General features: G+C 58.3%; 32 protein-coding genes. 31 read left to right on the top strand and 1 reads right to left on the bottom strand.

The features are described from left to right. Positions 1-127 precede the first annotated feature (127 nt). From AC13QY_RS11945 to AC13QY_RS11975, 7 genes are all read left to right on the top strand, one after another. Positions 128-382 (top strand): PilZ domain-containing protein, encoded by a 255-nt coding sequence (locus AC13QY_RS11945; RefSeq protein WP_113355115.1) that lies wholly within the window; start codon positions 128-130, stop codon positions 380-382. A 225-nt stretch (positions 383-607) separates the two neighbouring features. Continuing rightward, positions 608-817, top strand: coding sequence for a hypothetical protein (locus AC13QY_RS11950; RefSeq protein ID WP_069611809.1), 210 nt, complete (start codon positions 608-610; stop codon positions 815-817). Positions 818-1330: 513 nt separating this feature from the next. Beyond that, positions 1331-1585, top strand: coding sequence for a DUF982 domain-containing protein (locus AC13QY_RS11955; protein ID WP_488493479.1), 255 nt, complete (start codon positions 1331-1333; stop codon positions 1583-1585). A gap of 180 nt (positions 1586-1765) precedes the next feature. Then, the gene (locus AC13QY_RS11960; protein ID WP_488493480.1) at positions 1766-2164 is read left to right on the top strand and encodes a hypothetical protein; all 399 of its coding nucleotides are present in this window, start codon (positions 1766-1768) and stop codon (positions 2162-2164) included. Positions 2165-2184: 20 nt separating this feature from the next. Next, positions 2185-2556: a hypothetical protein gene (locus tag AC13QY_RS11965; protein ID WP_488493481.1), complete on the top strand. Its 372-nt coding sequence runs from the start codon at positions 2185-2187 to the stop codon at positions 2554-2556. Positions 2557-2558: 2 nt separating this feature from the next. Continuing rightward, positions 2559-2843, top strand: coding sequence for a hypothetical protein (locus AC13QY_RS11970; protein WP_488493482.1), 285 nt, complete (start codon positions 2559-2561; stop codon positions 2841-2843). A gap of 112 nt (positions 2844-2955) precedes the next feature. Next, on the top strand, positions 2956-3177 hold the full coding sequence (locus AC13QY_RS11975; protein ID WP_488493483.1) for a ribbon-helix-helix domain-containing protein: 222 nt from the start codon (positions 2956-2958) through the stop codon (positions 3175-3177). 263 nt (positions 3178-3440) lie between these two features. On the opposite strand, the gene AC13QY_RS11980 is transcribed toward AC13QY_RS11975, so the two are convergent. After that, positions 3441-4124, bottom strand: a complete 684-nt coding sequence (locus AC13QY_RS11980; protein ID WP_488493484.1) for a helix-turn-helix domain-containing protein — start codon at positions 4122-4124, stop codon at positions 3441-3443. A 90-nt stretch (positions 4125-4214) separates the two neighbouring features. On the opposite strand from AC13QY_RS11980, the gene AC13QY_RS11985 reads away from it, so the two are divergent. The 24 genes from AC13QY_RS11985 to AC13QY_RS12100 all read left to right on the top strand — a co-directional run bounded on the left by AC13QY_RS11985 (position 4215) and on the right by AC13QY_RS12100 (position 16572). Beyond that, positions 4215-4493, top strand: coding sequence for a helix-turn-helix domain-containing protein (locus AC13QY_RS11985; protein WP_488493485.1), 279 nt, complete (start codon positions 4215-4217; stop codon positions 4491-4493). 152 nt (positions 4494-4645) lie between these two features. After that, positions 4646-4807, top strand: a complete 162-nt coding sequence (locus tag AC13QY_RS11990) for a hypothetical protein (protein ID WP_488493486.1) — start codon at positions 4646-4648, stop codon at positions 4805-4807. Beyond that, positions 4804-5160 (top strand): hypothetical protein, encoded by a 357-nt coding sequence (locus AC13QY_RS11995; RefSeq protein WP_488493487.1) that lies wholly within the window; start codon positions 4804-4806, stop codon positions 5158-5160. The genes AC13QY_RS11990 and AC13QY_RS11995 overlap by 4 nt, the downstream gene beginning before the upstream one ends. After that, positions 5160-6017, top strand: a complete 858-nt coding sequence (locus AC13QY_RS12000; RefSeq protein ID WP_488493488.1) for a ParB N-terminal domain-containing protein — start codon at positions 5160-5162, stop codon at positions 6015-6017. Before AC13QY_RS11995 ends, AC13QY_RS12000 begins: the two co-directional genes overlap by 1 nt. Next, positions 6014-6472, top strand: a complete 459-nt coding sequence (locus AC13QY_RS12005) for a hypothetical protein (RefSeq protein WP_488493489.1) — start codon at positions 6014-6016, stop codon at positions 6470-6472. Before AC13QY_RS12000 ends, AC13QY_RS12005 begins: the two co-directional genes overlap by 4 nt. Continuing rightward, the gene (locus AC13QY_RS12010; protein WP_488493490.1) at positions 6472-6699 is read left to right on the top strand and encodes a hypothetical protein; all 228 of its coding nucleotides are present in this window, start codon (positions 6472-6474) and stop codon (positions 6697-6699) included. The genes AC13QY_RS12005 and AC13QY_RS12010 overlap by 1 nt, the downstream gene beginning before the upstream one ends. Further along, on the top strand, positions 6696-8780 hold the full coding sequence (locus AC13QY_RS12015) for a transposase domain-containing protein (RefSeq protein WP_488493491.1): 2085 nt from the start codon (positions 6696-6698) through the stop codon (positions 8778-8780). Before AC13QY_RS12010 ends, AC13QY_RS12015 begins: the two co-directional genes overlap by 4 nt. A gap of 24 nt (positions 8781-8804) precedes the next feature. Continuing rightward, positions 8805-9830, top strand: coding sequence for an AAA family ATPase (locus tag AC13QY_RS12020; RefSeq protein WP_488493492.1), 1026 nt, complete (start codon positions 8805-8807; stop codon positions 9828-9830). Then, on the top strand, positions 9827-10111 hold the full coding sequence (locus tag AC13QY_RS12025; protein ID WP_488493493.1) for a hypothetical protein: 285 nt from the start codon (positions 9827-9829) through the stop codon (positions 10109-10111). Before AC13QY_RS12020 ends, AC13QY_RS12025 begins: the two co-directional genes overlap by 4 nt. Continuing rightward, on the top strand, positions 10111-10365 hold the full coding sequence (locus tag AC13QY_RS12030; protein ID WP_488493494.1) for a hypothetical protein: 255 nt from the start codon (positions 10111-10113) through the stop codon (positions 10363-10365). Before AC13QY_RS12025 ends, AC13QY_RS12030 begins: the two co-directional genes overlap by 1 nt. Further along, entirely contained in the window at positions 10362-10652 is a 291-nt protein-coding gene (locus AC13QY_RS12035; protein WP_488493495.1) for a hypothetical protein, read from the top strand. The genes AC13QY_RS12030 and AC13QY_RS12035 overlap by 4 nt, the downstream gene beginning before the upstream one ends. A 4-nt stretch (positions 10653-10656) precedes the next feature. Continuing rightward, positions 10657-11316 carry a DUF3164 family protein gene (locus tag AC13QY_RS12040; protein WP_488493496.1) on the top strand — a complete coding sequence of 220 codons (660 nt, stop codon included), beginning with the start codon at positions 10657-10659 and terminating at the stop codon, positions 11314-11316. An 8-nt stretch (positions 11317-11324) separates the two neighbouring features. Then, positions 11325-12011, top strand: coding sequence for a DUF7168 domain-containing protein (locus AC13QY_RS12045; protein ID WP_488493497.1), 687 nt, complete (start codon positions 11325-11327; stop codon positions 12009-12011). Further along, entirely contained in the window at positions 12008-12280 is a 273-nt protein-coding gene (locus tag AC13QY_RS12050) for a hypothetical protein (protein ID WP_488493498.1), read from the top strand. Before AC13QY_RS12045 ends, AC13QY_RS12050 begins: the two co-directional genes overlap by 4 nt. Continuing rightward, positions 12277-12927: a regulatory protein GemA gene (locus AC13QY_RS12055; RefSeq protein WP_488493499.1), complete on the top strand. Its 651-nt coding sequence runs from the start codon at positions 12277-12279 to the stop codon at positions 12925-12927. The genes AC13QY_RS12050 and AC13QY_RS12055 overlap by 4 nt, the downstream gene beginning before the upstream one ends. Continuing rightward, complete coding sequence (locus tag AC13QY_RS12060) at positions 12924-13364, top strand: ASCH domain-containing protein (RefSeq protein ID WP_488493500.1); 441 nt, start codon at positions 12924-12926, stop codon at positions 13362-13364. Before AC13QY_RS12055 ends, AC13QY_RS12060 begins: the two co-directional genes overlap by 4 nt. A 2-nt stretch (positions 13365-13366) precedes the next feature. Then, on the top strand, positions 13367-13558 hold the full coding sequence (locus AC13QY_RS12065; RefSeq protein WP_488493501.1) for a hypothetical protein: 192 nt from the start codon (positions 13367-13369) through the stop codon (positions 13556-13558). Continuing rightward, on the top strand, positions 13551-13910 hold the full coding sequence (locus AC13QY_RS12070; RefSeq protein WP_488493502.1) for a hypothetical protein: 360 nt from the start codon (positions 13551-13553) through the stop codon (positions 13908-13910). Before AC13QY_RS12065 ends, AC13QY_RS12070 begins: the two co-directional genes overlap by 8 nt. A 102-nt stretch (positions 13911-14012) precedes the next feature. Continuing rightward, positions 14013-14732, top strand: coding sequence for an NlpC/P60 family protein (locus AC13QY_RS12075; protein ID WP_488493503.1), 720 nt, complete (start codon positions 14013-14015; stop codon positions 14730-14732). 9 nt (positions 14733-14741) lie between these two features. After that, entirely contained in the window at positions 14742-15086 is a 345-nt protein-coding gene (locus AC13QY_RS12080; protein ID WP_488493504.1) for a hypothetical protein, read from the top strand. 22 nt (positions 15087-15108) lie between these two features. After that, positions 15109-15654 carry a hypothetical protein gene (locus AC13QY_RS12085; protein ID WP_488493505.1) on the top strand — a complete coding sequence of 182 codons (546 nt, stop codon included), beginning with the start codon at positions 15109-15111 and terminating at the stop codon, positions 15652-15654. Between the two features lie 2 nt (positions 15655-15656). Beyond that, entirely contained in the window at positions 15657-15872 is a 216-nt protein-coding gene (locus tag AC13QY_RS12090; RefSeq protein ID WP_488493506.1) for a TraR/DksA C4-type zinc finger protein, read from the top strand. Then, entirely contained in the window at positions 15869-16252 is a 384-nt protein-coding gene (locus AC13QY_RS12095) for a DUF2730 family protein (RefSeq protein WP_488493507.1), read from the top strand. The genes AC13QY_RS12090 and AC13QY_RS12095 overlap by 4 nt, the downstream gene beginning before the upstream one ends. Beyond that, positions 16249-16572 carry a VpaChn25_0724 family phage protein gene (locus AC13QY_RS12100; protein WP_488493508.1) on the top strand — a complete coding sequence of 108 codons (324 nt, stop codon included), beginning with the start codon at positions 16249-16251 and terminating at the stop codon, positions 16570-16572. Before AC13QY_RS12095 ends, AC13QY_RS12100 begins: the two co-directional genes overlap by 4 nt.

The following is a 16572-nucleotide window of genomic DNA, read 5'->3' on the forward strand; positions in this document are numbered from 1 at the left end:
CCGATACCCGCCACTCCCCTTCGCTGCATCTGACGGCGGGAAGCGCTCAATTTGCGACTTCCCATTAATATCTTCGATATTAGAACATGCCATATTAGTGAAAAACAGGACTGAAGGAGCCAGCGCGATGACGGCATTCTCACCCGAAGGCCGGGTAGCCACCCGAAAGCGAACGCTTCTCGGCGCGAAAATCATATTTAACGACGGCCACTCGGTCTTCGATTGCCTCGTCCGAAATCTGTCCGATACCGGCGCCATGATCCAAATCGAAAACCCACTCGCCGCACCCAACGCCTTCAAACTGCAACTTTCGGACGAAAGATTATTGGCTTGCGCAGTGCGCTGGCGAAAAATCAACAGCATGGGCGTCGAATTTGTATGAGGCCGTCCCTCGGCGGCTAATGCCTCTGGCCGCCTTGCAAAACATAGATACCGGAAGAGCTATCAGCCAAATCTGATCGATATGGAGTTGCCAACGATATCCCAAATCGCAGTTGCCGCCCTACCGATCAGGTTCGCCCGGAACAAATAAGCCGCACCGTGCATTCACAAACATATGGTCCAAACATATGGCGCTTTGCCGAATTGGTTTGTGAAGGAGACGGCTATGAACCAAGACACTATCGATCGGCTCGATACCATCAGCCAGCAGCTTCATGATCGAGCTCTTGCTCTGGCCCAGTCGCAATCCCAGGAAGGCCAAGACCATGCCCTCATGATGTCGGCACTAGCAACCTTGGCGGCGGCAGTAAGAACCTTGGATGACGACGTCGCTCGTCTCGACGGCCCCAAGGGGATTGGCGCGGCCGGTTCTTGAATTCAGCCCTTTCAAATGTCGAAAGGGTTTAGCTTTCGCTGTTGTCCGCCACCAGTAACCGGAATATCCGGGATTAACCGGGAATATGCGGGATTGAGTGACAAAGCCCGGAAAAATAAGGGCTTTCGCCGCATGTGCGGGAAAATCGCGGGAAGTAAGATTTGACAGCGCACGGCGGCAAAAGCCGGATAATAGCGCGGCAATCGCGGCGGCAGCGCGGAATTTGAACATGGCCCTCAAATCCGCTTTAAAACGGCCTTGCGGACCTTCAAATCATTGAAACTACTAAGATTGGCTTCGGGACGCCCGAGCGGGCGATGATCCGATTTCGAACATCGAAGGCGCACAAAACCCAATTTCAGGTTTGCCCTGCAGGGAAAACCACCGGCAAACCTTCCCAAAAGCCCACAACGTCGATGCTTTCACCTTTTCAACCCTTCGTCCGAGGTTTGCCCAGATCCGGCGGAACCAAGGTCGTGGTACGATAGTTCGGGCGGCGGGAGGAAATGGAAGATGGCGAGAATTTGGTGGCGTAAGCCTGTAGTCGTGGAGACGCGCAAAGTCGGTCAGCGAGTGGCCATTTCGAGCATTGAACGAGCCTCGGAGTATCTACTGCACGAGTGGCCCACCGTCGAAGACGGACCTGCATTCAATGCGTGCAAAAAGACATTGATCCGAGCTTATGATGGCGAGGTCGATGCCGAAGTGGCACGGGATGCGTTCATCGCCGCCCTGCAGGAAGGCAATATCTATATTTTCCCGGAATAGCGAGATGACGGACGAGCGCCGCTCGATGCGCTTGACTCTTTCTCACATGAGAACATAATAAGAACATCTAGGCGATGGCGATGATGCCGCTGGCTTCGGCGGCTAATGTTGGCCGCCTCGATCTAACCCGAATTGACAATCCGCGAACCGCCATGCGTGCAGCATTTGGAGGATGAGAACGTGTATCTGCGAGAGAAATATTTCAGTGAAATCGGAACGTGGCCGACCATCGATCTTCGCGACGGGTATTTTACGATCCTATGCCCGCAAACACCCGAGGAAGTGCACCCCGTTCTGCGACGGGAAATCTTCCTGCTCCAATCGGGGAACAAGTTCGAATATTTTTACAAGGGAGAAGAGGCGTTCAACGGAGTGGTCAATACCGGCCCGTCAGGCAACTGGCTTGAACTCGCCTGGTGCGAAGCGGCGGGTGTGGCTGCCATTCTCTATCGAGGAGAAGGCATCCCCGCGCGGGTGAAATGGTGTGATGGTGCAACGCCGGATGAAGCTATCGATCAGTGGTGCGAAGAATATGTGGTCCCTTGGACCGTCACTTATGGCGATCAGCTCAACCAATAGCACCTGCTTTTTGATCGACCATGCGCGGAAACTGGACTGCCTATATCGATAGCATCGAGCCGACGCCACGTCGCCAATCGCTCGGCTCCCTGCTGCCGTTGGTGAAGGCCAGGGCAAACCCGTATCCCCTCACCTTCGCTAAAGGAATGATCATCGTCGCCGCTGGCGACGTTGCGCTGCTGACTGACATATGCCTCGCCGACCTGCCGGAATGGTGGGAGCTGCGCGGCCTCTGCAGCCGCTGCCGTCACAATGCGCCGCTTAGCCGCCGCATCCTCAGTCGTCGAGGAACCCGAACGCCGCTCGTCCAATGGCGTCGATTTCTGCGCTGCACGAAATGTAATAACCGCGAGCGCAACGAGTTTGCCGCACGCAAGATACCGAGAGACTGACCATGCCGAGAAAATTCGTTGAAACCAATGGCGATTTCGGAAGCCTCAACATCGTCCCGCCCGGCTCTGTATTCATGGTGCGATGCACAGCGTGCGGCGACATGCGCGAAGTAAGCCGCCAGTTTCTGGAAGAAAAGGCCGGAGCGCATGCAAAATTCAAGGACATAGAGGCGCGTTTGAAATGTGCTTGTGGCGAAAAGGCAGCAAAGCTCATGCCAGGCTATTATTGCGTCCCGCACCCGATCTACGACGAGAAGACCCGTCAGTGGATACACCAAAGCGAGTAAGCATACCTCTATACCAGTAAGTCGCCCCGGCCGGTTTTCCGTTGAAGATATAAGCGATATCGGTTATACAATTATAAGCGATATCGCTTATGTATGCTGTCTGGAGGCGAGATTGACTGACTTTCCGATATCGGATAGTTCCCGTCGCATGGGGCGACCACCACTCAAAGTGAAACCAACTGTTGTGCGCTTGCCGGAAGGCATGAATGAGCGCATTGACGCCCTAGTCGGAAAGAACCAGCGCGCAAAATTTATCCGCGAGGCAGTCTCGAAAGAGCTGCAGCGCCTGGAGCGCGCGGCCGGCAAACAACCTCCTGAAAGCAACGACGCCTGAACCGGGGCGCGAGTTGGCAATCGCCTCTTGCGACCACGGATCGCAATCACTAGCTTCAAAATAGTAATGAGTAACGCCGGGGGGCGGGTAGTTATCATGCAGTGTTTCTAGGTCTCTGATCGCCGGAAGCGGTCAACTGGTCATGCTTTCCACGAACTGCATGACCCTCAACCTCAAATCGCAGATGCTCGCCACCTGGCTCACCCTGCCGGGACCGGTCGAATGCTGCCGCGTTGTCTGATGATCCTGGCTTGGCTGGACGATCACGAGGCCGAGCGTTTGCCAGAACCGGGGTTGGTTCGTGCATCCGACAAATCTTTATCAATCAAGTGGCGCAACCATGGTAATAGCGCCTGAAGCTCATTCGGATCCGAGGGATCATGAGCTTGTCGTTGCACTTGCGCGAAGCGGCGCAATGCCTCTTTAGCCGCCGCCGCATTTCCCAGCCGAATTTTATGCTCCTGATGAACCTGCATTATCAGGTCAACGACCTGATCCATAAGGCGCTCCATCGCCTCGCCCGAGGATGGATTCTCTATAGCCACTTTTGGCGATGCCCGCTGAATCTCATCGGCCAGCTGGGACTCAGCCCGCTCAATAGCCGCTGAGATCAGAGACGCGGCCGTATCAGTCGGCTGGGCCGGCCGAAGGGATCCGGCCTCGCGGCTGTACTTCGGGAGATCGCCCCTCAACAACCAGCTAAGCGTTACGCCTGTCACGTCGGCTATTTTTTCAACTACTTCTGGCTTAGGTCTTGTCCCCGCGACCCAATTGCCAAGGGAACGCCTCGGCTGCCCAATCTCACCTGCGAGATTGTTCAATCCACCTACCTCCTCGGCCGCTTCTTTGATGCGCTTCCCTAAGTCACTCATGCGCCCACACGTCATATAGCCACTATTGGCCATATCGCTCTTGACGATATGGCCACTTCTGGCTACACCTATCATTAGCAGCCTGCTTCGGCTGGCTGCGATTGCTCACTCAAGTGTCAACAAAAGGCGAGTGCGACCAACACCCGCCTTATGCAGGAGGTTCTAATGGCGAAGCCAATCCGCTGGGATCGTCATCTCATCCTCGCTGAGCTGCGCCGTAAGGGCATGACCCTTACGCGCCTAGCAGAGATGAATAACAAAGCGCCTGGCGGCTTTCGCACGATCTGGACCCGACCAAACGAGGGCAACGAGGCAATTATTTCCGCGTTCCTCGGTGTCCCCGTGGCCGAACTATTTCCAGACCGATATCCCAAAAAAACCACGACAATTCTTTCGCACGAGTACCGTGCGGAGTCCACAGACGGCCGGAGGGCCGTTGCATGACGCGGCGCGGGCGGATGCCTGTTCTAGCCTTTTTTGTCCGGTGCCAACTCATACAGTTGGTCGGCAGGGCGTCTATCGCTCAACCCCGGCTGTCCAGCGCCATCACCGCCCGCGCCACACCCCGACAATCCTTTTTTCCGCTGGATGCCACAATGACCAAAACGCACAGGAAAATTGGCGCGCGAAATCCCTTCATTCCCTCCTATTCGCCGGCTTGCCAGCTGGCAGAACGGCTGCTCGTCGGCAGCATCACGATAGCCGGGATTGCAGCTGCCATAATCGCCGTCGCTCGTCAGATGGGAGTATTTTCATGAACCCCTATTCCGAGCCTGAACGCCTCACCACCATGCTGGCCTGCTGCTACAAGGCCTCGCAGTCGCATTTCTCACATTTGCCGATGCGCTATCTCGTGAGCCCGCCAAAGCACATGTTGGACGCGGCACTGGCGCGACAGGTCGCCCTCTACATTCTTCACGCCGAGTTCAACGTCCCACGTCGCCGTATCGTCAAGATGCTCGGCATCGCTCGCTCGACGATGTTGATGGCCATCCGCGTCATCGAAGCACGTCGCACCGACGGTGTCTTTGACCGGGTCTACCATCGTCTCGCATCGCGGGCCGGCGACATCTTTATGGCCGAGCTGGCCAAAGCAGCGGAGGCCGCGTGATGGCCGAGTTCAAACTTATCCCAGTTGATCAGATCGTTATTCCTGAACGCCTTCGCGCAGTCGAGGAAGAGCATGCCCTCGCGATCGCTCAGAGCATCGTCGAGCACGGCCTTATCAACCCAATCACAGTCCGCTCCACACCCGCCGCGAAGGGTGGCAACTGGACGTTGGTTGCCGGTGCGCACCGGTTGCGCGGCTTTGTGTTGAATGGTGAGCCCGAGATCGAAGCCATTGTCGTCGATGGCGACAAAGATGAGGCCCAGCTCATCGAGATAACGGAAAATCTCTTCCGTAACGATCTGTCCGTTATGGATCGCGCGATCTTTGTTCAAACTTATCGTGACGTTTGGGAGAACAAACACGGCAAGGTCGAGCCAGGCCGCCCCGGAAATAGTGCCAACTTGGCACTATTATTCGAAGCGGAAGCAGAGAGCGGCGGCTTTTCGCAGCATGTTGCCGATCGGATGGGCCTCTCCAAGCGAGCCTATTTCAGGCTCAACGCGATCGCTCAAAACCTCCAGCCTGCTCTGCGTGCGCAACTTCGTGGAACGCCCGCCGCCGACAACCAATCGCTTCTGCTAAAGCTCGCCAAAGAGGGGCCAAAGCGCCAGCAGCAAATTGCGGCCGCACTAAAAAAAGAGCCGGATATTTCGAAAGTCCTGCAAGCGGCAAAGGAGCCCCCGAAGGAGGTTTCCGAGGTCGATAAACAGCGTGCCATCCGCGCTGATCTCGATCTCGCCTGGAAGCGGGCCGATCGCATGACGCGAGTACTCTTCGTGTTCGACATGCTCGTCGAAGCGCAAATCCCCGAGGAGCTTCGCAAACAGGTGAAGTCAGCAATGGAGAAGGCTCAATGAAAGCCGACCCTTCACAGCTCGACTTTTGGAGCCAGGAGATTTTCCCGGTTCGCATGCCGGTTCAATCCATCGACATCGACCGCTATCGCGCCAAAATCAAGCGCGCGATGGCACGCGCCATCCGTGAATGCCCCCACGATCGCCCCACGATCGCAGCGCGGATGGCGCAATATCTCGGCCTCTCTGCCATCAGCAAAGCCGCACTGGACGCCTACACTGCCGAAAGCAAGACCGGCCACGACGTAACTCTAATCCGCTTCGCTGCCTTTGTGCACGCCACCGGCGCACTCTGGCTTTGGGATGAGGTCGCGTCCGTCCAGGGCGTCACGGTGCTGATCGGTGACGAGGCTCGCTTCGCCGAAATCGAGCGCCTCCGACAGGAGCGAAAGCGCATCGAGGCGGAAATCCGCAGACAGACCGCTCGGCCTGTTGCGCTGGCCAAGCGAGGGCGCTGATGGCCACGAAGATCTCCATCATTGGGCAAATTTCGGAAATCGAACGGGAAATTGGGCTGCGTCAGCAGTCCTACGCCAAAATGGTTCGCGAGGGGCGAATGAGACAAGAGGAAGCCGACATGTTGATGGCCCGCATCCGTGCGGTGCTGGCAACGCTGCATTTCTGCCGGGAACACGAAGCCGATATCCGCGCCTACATGGCCGCAAAGAAGGGTGCGGTGGCATGAACGAGTTCCTTTCCTTCAACGAACTCCTGGCACTCTCCCTCCCCGGCCTTCCCGCTTCGCTCAGCGGCTTCGCCAAGAAGGCGAAGGCCGAAGGCTGGCGGTCAAACCCCGCTCTATTCTGTAAGGCGGATGGCCGCGAAGGCGGCGGTGGTTTCAAATATCACGTCTCTGTGCTCCCGAAGGAAGCAAGGGACCGCCTCAATTTCATCATGACTGAGACGACGGCCGAAGAAACGAAAGCCATGAAGGCGCGCAAAAACGCCCTTTGGGCACGCTTCAACAAGCTTTCGAAGGAGCACAAGGCCATCTGCGAAGCGCGGTTGAAGGTGCTTCGCCGCGTCGAAGAACTGGTCCGCGATCGCTCGATCCGGCGCGAAGCTGCCGTCGCCATGGCGACGTTTGATGCCGGCGTCCAGAAGTCGGCATATTACGAGTGGCGGAAGATGACGGAAGGTCTCGATCCCGAGGATCATCTGGCTGCGCTCGCGCCAGACTTCGCTGGCAACGACGGTACCGCGCCTGATCTGCTGGAGTGCCATCCAGACGCTTGGCAAGCCCTCATGTCGGACTACCTTCGGCCTGAAAAGCCCGCATTTTCCGTCTGCTACCGGCGCGTCGTGAGTGCCGCGAAGAAAAAGGGATGGTCACCTATCCCCTCAGAGCGCACGTTGCGTCGCCGCATGGAAGCTCAAGTCGGCAAGGCCGCTCTTCTTCTCAAGCGTGACGGCAAAGACAAGGCACGAACGCTGGTACCAGCCCAACGCCGTAGCCGCGCTCATTTCCATGCAATGCAGGCCGTCAACATGGACGGTCACAAGATCGACGTGTTCGTTGACGTGCCCTGGTCGAAGAAGCCGGTTCGCTTCTATCTCATCGGCATTCAGGATCTCTATTCGGGCCTCATTCTCTCGCACCGTCTGGCTGAAGCCGAAACATGGGAAGCGGTGCGCCTGGTCATCGGCGGCATGGTCGAGCGTCACGGCATTCCCGAGACGATGTACATCGACAACGGCAAGGCCTTCGCTTCGAAATGGATCAGCGGCGATGCCGTCCAGCGCTTCCGCTTCAAGGTCAAGCCCGAAGACCCACGCGGCCTACTCACCACGCTCGGCATCGATGTCCACTTCACCCGCCCCTATGCTGGTCAGTCGAAGCCTATCGAACGTGCATGGCGCGATCTCGCAGAGCTGATCTCGAAGCATCCGTTTTGCAGCGGCGCGTACACTGGCAACAAACCGGACGCGAAGCCGGAAAACTACATGACGCGGGCAATCCCCTATGAGGATTTCCGCCGCCACGTCGCAGAGCAGATCGAGGAACACAACAACCAGGAAGGCCGTCGCGCTGAAAACTGCCGAGGCCGGAGCTTCATGCAGACCTTCGAGGCGAGCATGAATGCGCCTTCGACGATCGTCCGCGTTCCGACTGCTGCTCAATCGTCGCTGTGGCTGCTCGCATCTGAGGCCATCAAGACGAAGAAGGGCAGTGGCGAAATCCACTTCCAGGGCAACCGTTATTGGAACGTCGCGCTCAATCAGTATGCCGGTGAGAAGGTCGTAATCCGCTTCGATCCCGATGCGCTGCACCAGCCGGTCAAGGTCTACGACCTGAAAAGCCGCCTGATCTGCGAGGCGAAGTGCATCGAGAACACGGGCTTCGACAACGTCGACGACGCCCGTATGCAGGCCCGCCTTGTGAAAAATCATATCAAGGCCGTCCAGCAGGTTGCCGATGCTCACGCCACGCTCACGGCGCAGCAGCTCGGCGAAATCTACTATCGCGGCGACAAGCCCAAGCCGGCCGAGCCCGAGAAAATCCGTCCCACGGTCACGCGGCTGGTCACCAGCGGCAACCTCGCCCTGGCACCCACGCCAGCGCCAGCTGACGCGATCAGTGAAGAGCGTTTTGAAAGCCTATTCTCCCGCGCCCTGGGCATCGTCCAGGCGAACGGGATCATTGAATTTCCTTCGGGAAATACGCCAGCGAGTACTGCGTCCGGCGTTCCAGCAGAGCCGAAAAGTAGTGAGTACGGTTCCGGAAAAAAGAAGGGCGGGAAAACCCGCCCGATAATCAGCCCCTAAGGGCATCACACGGAGCCTTTATAGATGAATACGCATATCAGCACAAGCCAGCTCAAGACATGGGAGCGCCCGTTGCGCGCTCCCGAAGTCGGCGGGAACAAGTCTCAGGTTGATGTGGACCTGTGGCGCGAACTAGTCGATCGGATCATATCCGTGGGCAAGACCTACGGATGGACCAAGGCCGAAGTCGCAAGACGCATCGGCATGCCGGACGGCACATTCAGCCAGTATTATTCGGGCAAGTATGAAGGTCGCCTGGACACATTGAACGAGAAGGTCGCGCAGTGGCTCGACGCTCTTCAGGAAACCGCTGGCATCGCTGCAACCATCCCGCAATCGCCGCCATATATGCCCTTGCGCGGGTCGTTAGAAATCATCGAGACGTTGACCTGGGCGCAGCTTGCTCCCGACCTCGTAATGATCACCCTCGGTGCCGGGATGGGCAAAACGGCAACCTGCCGTCAGTTCGCACGCACCCGACCGCACGTCTATCACACCACGGTGACGGAAAGCACCAAGACGGTGCACGGCATGCTCGTCGAGCTGGCGGAGCAGTTGGAAGTTCGGGAGCACAATCCGGCCCGTTTGGCACGCGCCATCGGCACTCGATTGCGCCGGACGGGCGGCGGCACTCTTCTCATCGTCGATGAAGGTCAGCACCTTGACGACGCGGCTCTCAACCAGCTCCGCTATTTCGTCGATGTTTACGAATGCGGCGTCGCGGTGGTCGGCAACTCAGAGGTCTACAGCCGCTTTACCAAGCATCGGACCGATCGCTCCTATGCTCAGCTGAAGAGCCGCATTGGTAAGCGCCTTCACCGCGTCCAGCCCTATGACGAAGATCTGGCAACCTGCATTGCCGCCTGGAACGTCACCGATCCGGCCTGCGTCAAGTTTCTGACCGGCGTCGGCATGAAGGGCGGTGCGTTTCGCCAGATCGACAAGACCATGCGCATGGCGATCATGGCGGCGATCGGCGAAGGCTCCAACGTCGAGCTGCGTCATATCCAGTCCGCTTGGAAAATGCGCGATGTGGAGGACATGGCATGATGTCCCTGGCCAGAGAGCTTTTCGCCATCGCGGATGATCTTCGCGAGACTTCGAAGTCCGGAGCCAGCCTCAGCCCGGACCAGCTCGATGATCTCTCCACCTTCCTGACGTCGCTTGCTCGTCTTGCGCACAATCAGGAACAGGAGCTGTCCGTCTTCCGCCTTGGGGAAGTCAGCCAGATCGGTCGCGCCGTCGTCAACGATCTTGCGACCCAGGCAATGGGCAACATGATGCTCGACGAAGCGAAGATCATTCGCCCGGATTTTGGGAGGAAGAAGTAATGCGTTCCTCTCAGAAACTCGCAGCATTGCGCGATGCCATGCTCAATCACGCCCTTGTCGGCGGTGAGATATCGGCGGTCGTCGCCGCCGATATCTGCGCGCTCCTGGACCATATCGCAGCTGACTGCGAGCAGATGGAAAAGCGTTTGACCGGCGATCTGCCGGTCAACACCAACTTCGAAGGCAGCAACATCATCTCGTTTGTGACCCGCGCCCTCACCCCGCGCGATCGTCAGCCCGGAGATGCGCCATGAGGCATTCCGGCTTGTTGACCCTGAATATTGCTGCCGACGGCGAAGCAGCCGAGGCCGAGCAGTTCTATCTCGTGAAGGCCCCTAAGCCTCGCGCCAGCTCGACCCCGGCTCTGGCAAAGCCATCGGTCACGCAGGCGATCTCCGAAGTGATTAAGGCATACGATCGCCTCGAAAAGGCACATCACTCCCGAGACGAGCGCGCGGCCCGCACCGCTCTCGAAAAGGCTGCGCGCCGCCTTCGGCTCGCAACGAACTCCCCTCAACAACTCCCGAAAATCAGAGGCTGAAACCATGGACGCAGTTATTCTGGAAGCAAAGCAGGCGACGGGTATCACCGTCGTAAACGGCAAGGATTACGTCACCAACGCCGAAGGCGGTCTCACACCTCTCGCCCTCGTGAAGCCAGAGGACTTTCTGGAAGATCAGATGGTCCGCAAGATCATCGGTTTCGCCAAGTCTCTATCCGCCGAACTCGCCCGCTTTAAAAGGCACACCCGCGCAGACATTTCCGAGTTCGATCGACTTCTCGAAGCCAAGTACGGCCTCGTCAAACGCGGACGAGCTGGAGCAGGAAATCAGAAGTATCGCACGATCGACGGCCTAATGACCGTCGAAACCCGCGTTAACAAGCTGATCGAGTTCGGGCCTCAGTTGCAGGTTGCCAAGGGGCTGATCGACGAATGCCTCAACGAGTGGACGGAAGACGGCCGCGCGGAAATACGCGGCCTAGTCACGCGTGCCTTCAATGTCGATCAGGCCGGCAAGATCAGCAAGGACGCGGTATTCGAACTGTTCAAAATCGAGAGCGACGATTCACGCTGGGTCAGTGCCATGGAGGCCATCAACGCCGCCGTGCGGGTGATTGGTTCCAAGGAGTACCTGCATTTCAGCTTCCGCGATAGCCACGAAGCTGAATGGGTTCGCATCTCCCTCAATATTGCCGACGCGTGAGGTGCGACATGAAGTCGGAAGCACTAAAAAAACGTATCGCCGCGCTTCGGGCAATGACCACTGCCAGGGGCTGCACGGAAGCTGAGGCGTTGGCAGCTGCAGCAAAGGCAGCGGAGCTGATGCGAGATTATGGCCTGACGGAAGCCGACATCATCATCGAACAGAAATCCGTTAGACGGAAAACGGCAGGCCACAGTCCTCGGGACAGTCTTTGGCGCAGAGTGGCGTGGTGCACGAATACAGCCAGCATATTAAACGACGAGGGCGGAACACCGGTTCGCACCTTCGTTGGAAGGTATCCCGGCCCAGAAATCGCGAGCTATCTCTATGCGGTGCTTGATCGCGCGATCGACAACGCGGTCGCGAACTTCAAAGCCAGCACATACTACCGTCGCCGCCGCTTGTTGAAGACCAAGCGACAGGCGGTTGCGGAGTTCACTGACGCGATGGTCTTGCGCCTTCGAGAGCGTCTCTACGAACTCTTCGCAGGATCGGCTTCTGAAGCCGCCCAGGAAGAGGCCAAAGCAGCACTGGCATTGCGGTTTCCTGACACGGTGTCAGTCGCGCCGCGCTCAGTTGAACGCGGGAAGGTTACAGTCGCGACGATTTCTGGCTTGGTTGCCGGGGAGGCAGTGCCACTCGCCCATGGGATGAATACCAACAAGCCGCAGGCTCTCATCGGAGGTGCGGCATGATGGTCGTATCTGACACGCTGCCGATCGCTGATGGAATAGTCTTTGATGACACCCTCGGGTTTGGCCGCAAGCAAGTCCAGTTACTGAACGCACGCAAGGTGCTCTTTACCACAAAGTTCCGAGACGAAGCCGGCGACCGCTGGCTCTCCGGCGTGATTATCGCGAGCGACATCGATGCCGCCAAGGCCGTCGCTTTCGGCCGTGGGCTGAACGAGGAGGTGATCGCAAACGCAGCGTGGCCGGTGCCAAATTCGGGAGGCGAACAATGAGTTCCGCCATCGCCGCAATCCACGCCGGCTTCAAACAGTTGGGCATTTCTGACGACGCCGATCGACGCGCGCTCTATGCCCGCGTCACCGGCAAATCCGGCCTCACGCTTATGAAGCCGGATGAGCAGGAAGCGGTGGTGACGGAACTTCGCCGCCTCGGCTTCAAACCGGCCGAGCGCCGCGCCAATGGTCGCCAGAAGCTCACCGGCAAATATGCGAAGAAGCTCCAGGCGCTTTGGATCGCCGCCTGGAACCTCGGTATCGTCCGTGACCGCGACGACAAGGCCATGCTGGCTTTCGTGAAACGCCAGACCGGTATCGACCATACCCGCTTCCTGGTCTACGCCGACGATGCCGCCAAGGCGATCGACGGCCTGAAAGGCTGGCTGAAGCGCGAAGCCGGCGTTGGTTTCGGCAACACGAGCGGTTACGAGTGGCTTACCAGTGACGGGGCGAAGATCGCCTGGGCGCAGTGGAAAATCCTCCATCCGGGCGTCGGCCTTATGGCTCGCAAAGGCTTCGACGAGGAGGCAGCTGGGCTCGCGGGCCTAAGCCTCATCTGGTTGGCGGACCTGAAGCCGTCGCACTGGCAGATTGTGATGAACGCTCTTGGCGAACGCATCCGCGCCGGAAAGGCAGGCGCATGATGGTTGCCTACGGCTTCAAACCCTACTTCGCCCCACAGATCGAGGATCGGACGAAAACCCACACGATCCGTGGCAATCGCCGCCGCCACGCTCACGTCGACGAGCTGGTGCAGCTCTTCGTCGGCATGCGGACCTCCCATTGCCGCAAGATCATTCCCGACCCTAAGTGCATCGCCGTCCTTCCGATCGTCATCATGTCGAGCGACCTGATCGACGCTGGCATTGCCTACATCGAGATCGATGGTCGGCCGCTGCACCGCGACGAGATCGAGCCCTTCGCCATCTCGGACGGCTTCAGCCCGGCACGGCTTGCCGGAATGGCTCCGGCGCGGTTGATCGGATCGACCGCCCGCGAAACCATGGGGCGTTTCTGGCGCGAGAACCACGAAGGCAGTCGGTTCGAGGGCGTGATCATCCGCTGGAACCCGGAGAACTGATCATGACAGCGGTCCTGCCTCTCTTTCTCAATGACGAATTGATGGGGCTTCGAAACCGCCGTGAAGCCCTTTTGAAACGCCTTCAAACCATGCGGCCACATGAGCGCCGCAAGTACGAAACCATCGGAGAACTGAAAGCCGTGACTTCGCAGATCCTGGTCATCGAACAGAAGCTGGAGGTGTGCCGTGGCTGAGATCCGCGTTCCCGCACACCTCCAGCCGTATGTGACTGCGATCGGCATTGAGAAGGCCGTTACCTTCCTTCTAGCCTTCGGCGGTTCTTACATTTACCTCTCGGAAAATCCGCAGTCGCGATCACCAGTCGTCGAGGCGGTAGGCCGCGATGCGACAATCGCGCTCGCGAAAGAAGTCGGCGCAGGGGGCTTTATGTGCCCGACAGGAAAGCCCTTTATCGCTGCGCATTTAAAGTATAATAAGGGGCTCACGACGAACGACATCGCCCGCCAACTGCACACGACCCACGTCACCGTCCGCAAATGGCTCAAAGTCGGCGAAAGCACTCAGCTCGATCTTTTTGGCAACTGACCCGAAAACCCTTCCGGCTGTTTTGATGCGGCCATAACGAGCAAATTCCCCTCAGCAAAGCCGGCTTTGTCCGGCTTTTTCTTTTAACGCTAGGGGCATCGCATGACTTTCGATGAATGGCTGGTCGCACGGCTTAGAGCGCGCGGCTTCTACTCGGCTGCGGCCGGCACCTCAACGGCCCGTGCGATCAGCATCGGCCTTTCAGCCTTCCAGCAAAAGAATCATCTGAAGGTGACGGGCACGGCGACGGCGGAAACCGTCAGCCAGCTGCGCCAGGACCCGCCCTCCAGTTCTACGACCTACCAGATTGTTCCGGACGCTCCCATGGAGCCGGTGTGGATGCGCGAAGCTCGTCGCTTTATGGGGTTGAAGGAGATTGCGGGGGCGAAATCCAATTCGACCATCATCTCCTGGGCGCAGAAGCTCGGTGGTTGGATCAAGAGCTTCTACAACAACGACGATATTCCGTGGTGCGGCCTTTTCATTGCGCACTGCGTTGGCGAGACCCTACCAACCGAGCACCTTCCGGCCAATCCCCTTGGCGCTCTCAACTGGTCTACGTTCGGCAAGCAGCTCAAGACGCCTGTCCTGGGCGCGATCCTCACCTTCCACCGTACGGGCGGCGGCCACGTCGGAATGTACGTCGGCGAAGACGGTACCGCCTATCATGTCCTCGGTGGCAATCAGAGCAATAGCGTCTCGATAACTCGTATCGAGAAAGGCCGGCTGGAAGATGTTCGGTGGCCTGCCACCGGTGAAGCTCCAGTCGGTGGTCGCGTCTACCTGACCGTCAACGGTGAACTCTCCAACAACGAAGCCTAGGAGGCTCCATTGCGCATCGCATCCATTGCGGCGATCGCCGCCCTGTCTCTTGCGGCCGCCAGCGTGACGAGCTGCGTCACTACGGAAAAGGTCGATCAGGTCAATGGCAAGATCCAGACCGGCCTTGCCGAATACTGCCCGAAGGTCGAGGCCGCTGACCTTGCCTTCAGTTTCCTCAAGATCGTTTTCAAGATCCCGCAATCCGTCGTTGATGCGGAAGAGGAAGCCTTCGCAGCAGCCGAGAAATTCTGCGCAGACCCTTCGTCCGTCACGCTGCAGAGCGCGCCGCAGAAGGTCCTCGATGCGCTGAATGCGATCAACGCCGCCCGCGCCAAGGCGGGCGGTTCCCACTAAACTCCCAACTTCAGGAACTCAGATGAGCAAGTTCTTCTTTGAGGTCGAGCGGCATTTCCCGCTTCGCTTCTTCCTCTTCGCCACTGCAGCGATCGCTTTCCTAGGCATCGGTATGCGGTTCGTTTTTGCCGCCGACGCTGCGGTGCCCTCCGACAATCAGTCGCTTATTGCTGTCATCATGTCCTACGGCGTCCCATTCGTCGAGGCGCTGCTCAGCGTTCTGGTGACATGGGCCATTACCCGGATCATTCAGTTGCTCGGCATCACCGATCAGGCCACGCGCCTCAAAGTCGAGGGCCAGTTACGTGACGCGCTCCATTTCGCTGCTGAGAACGGGCTGAAATATGCCTTTGCGAAGCTAGGCGCGCCGCCCTCACTTGCCGCCTCGGCAAGCGTGATCGCGGATGCGATCGCATATGTGAAGGCCAAGAACCCGGACACCGTCGCAGCCTTGGGTGTCGATGACCAGGCGCTGGAGCACATCATCCTATCGAAGCTGCCATCATTGGTGCCGGCCGCCGTCGCGCTGAATATCGCACCACCTGTCGCGGCAAGCTCTCCGGGCTGATGATGTCGGAGCGCGATTTCGAGCTCGCCGATCGGCGCACTGAAGAGGAGCGAGAGGCGCAGATTGCTGCGGCCTCTCGCGCCCTGACACTGACGGGCCGTGTTCGCTGCAAAGATTGCGATTGCAGCATCTCACCCGCTCGCCTCCGCGTCTATCCCTCCGCCACCCGCTGCCTGGAATGCCAGACCGATTTTGAACGGGAAGTCTACTGCCGATGATGCCAGAATCGACGCTCCTCTACCTCAATCTGGCACTGGCGACCCTAAGTCTGTTGGGGCATGCCAAAGGCTATTTTTCGTCCGGAGAAAAGCAGCTCGCCAAAGACCTGAAGGACTTCGCCGAAAAGATGAAGGCGCTTGTCTCGGACCTCAACCGGGAAATGGACATCAACGAAAAGCGTCTTCTCGAACATGACCGCCGGATCCAGGCGATCGAAAGCGAGATCAAGCATCTGCCAGACCGGAATGCAACTCACCGCATGGAGCTGGCGCTATCTGAGATGAACGGGAAATTCTCGACTCTTGAAGAGAAACTCAAGCCGATCGCCGCAACGAGCGAGCGGCTGCATGAATTGTTGATGGAACAGGCAAAGAGATGAGCAACAACCTCGGTATCGATTATGCCCGCAAGTTTCGCGAAGACGCCCGCCTGATTATTTTGAGGGCGTTGGCAGAGCAGATCAACGATAGTCTGGCCAGCAACGTCCTTCAGGACACGGTGCTGCCGGTTTTTGCCATCCGGCAGGATCGCGCTTGGGTGCACCAACAGATGGACTATCTGGCGAACCTCGGCGCCATCAGCATCGTTGAGGCCGGCACCGTGAAAATTGCCACGCTCACCACCACCGGCAAGCGGCATATCGACCGCGAAATCGCACTGGAAGGTGTTACCAGGCCTTCGCTGGCTGAAGGGGCCTAA

It is taken from the genome of Martinezella sp. CNPSo 3795 (genome assembly GCF_057784475.1).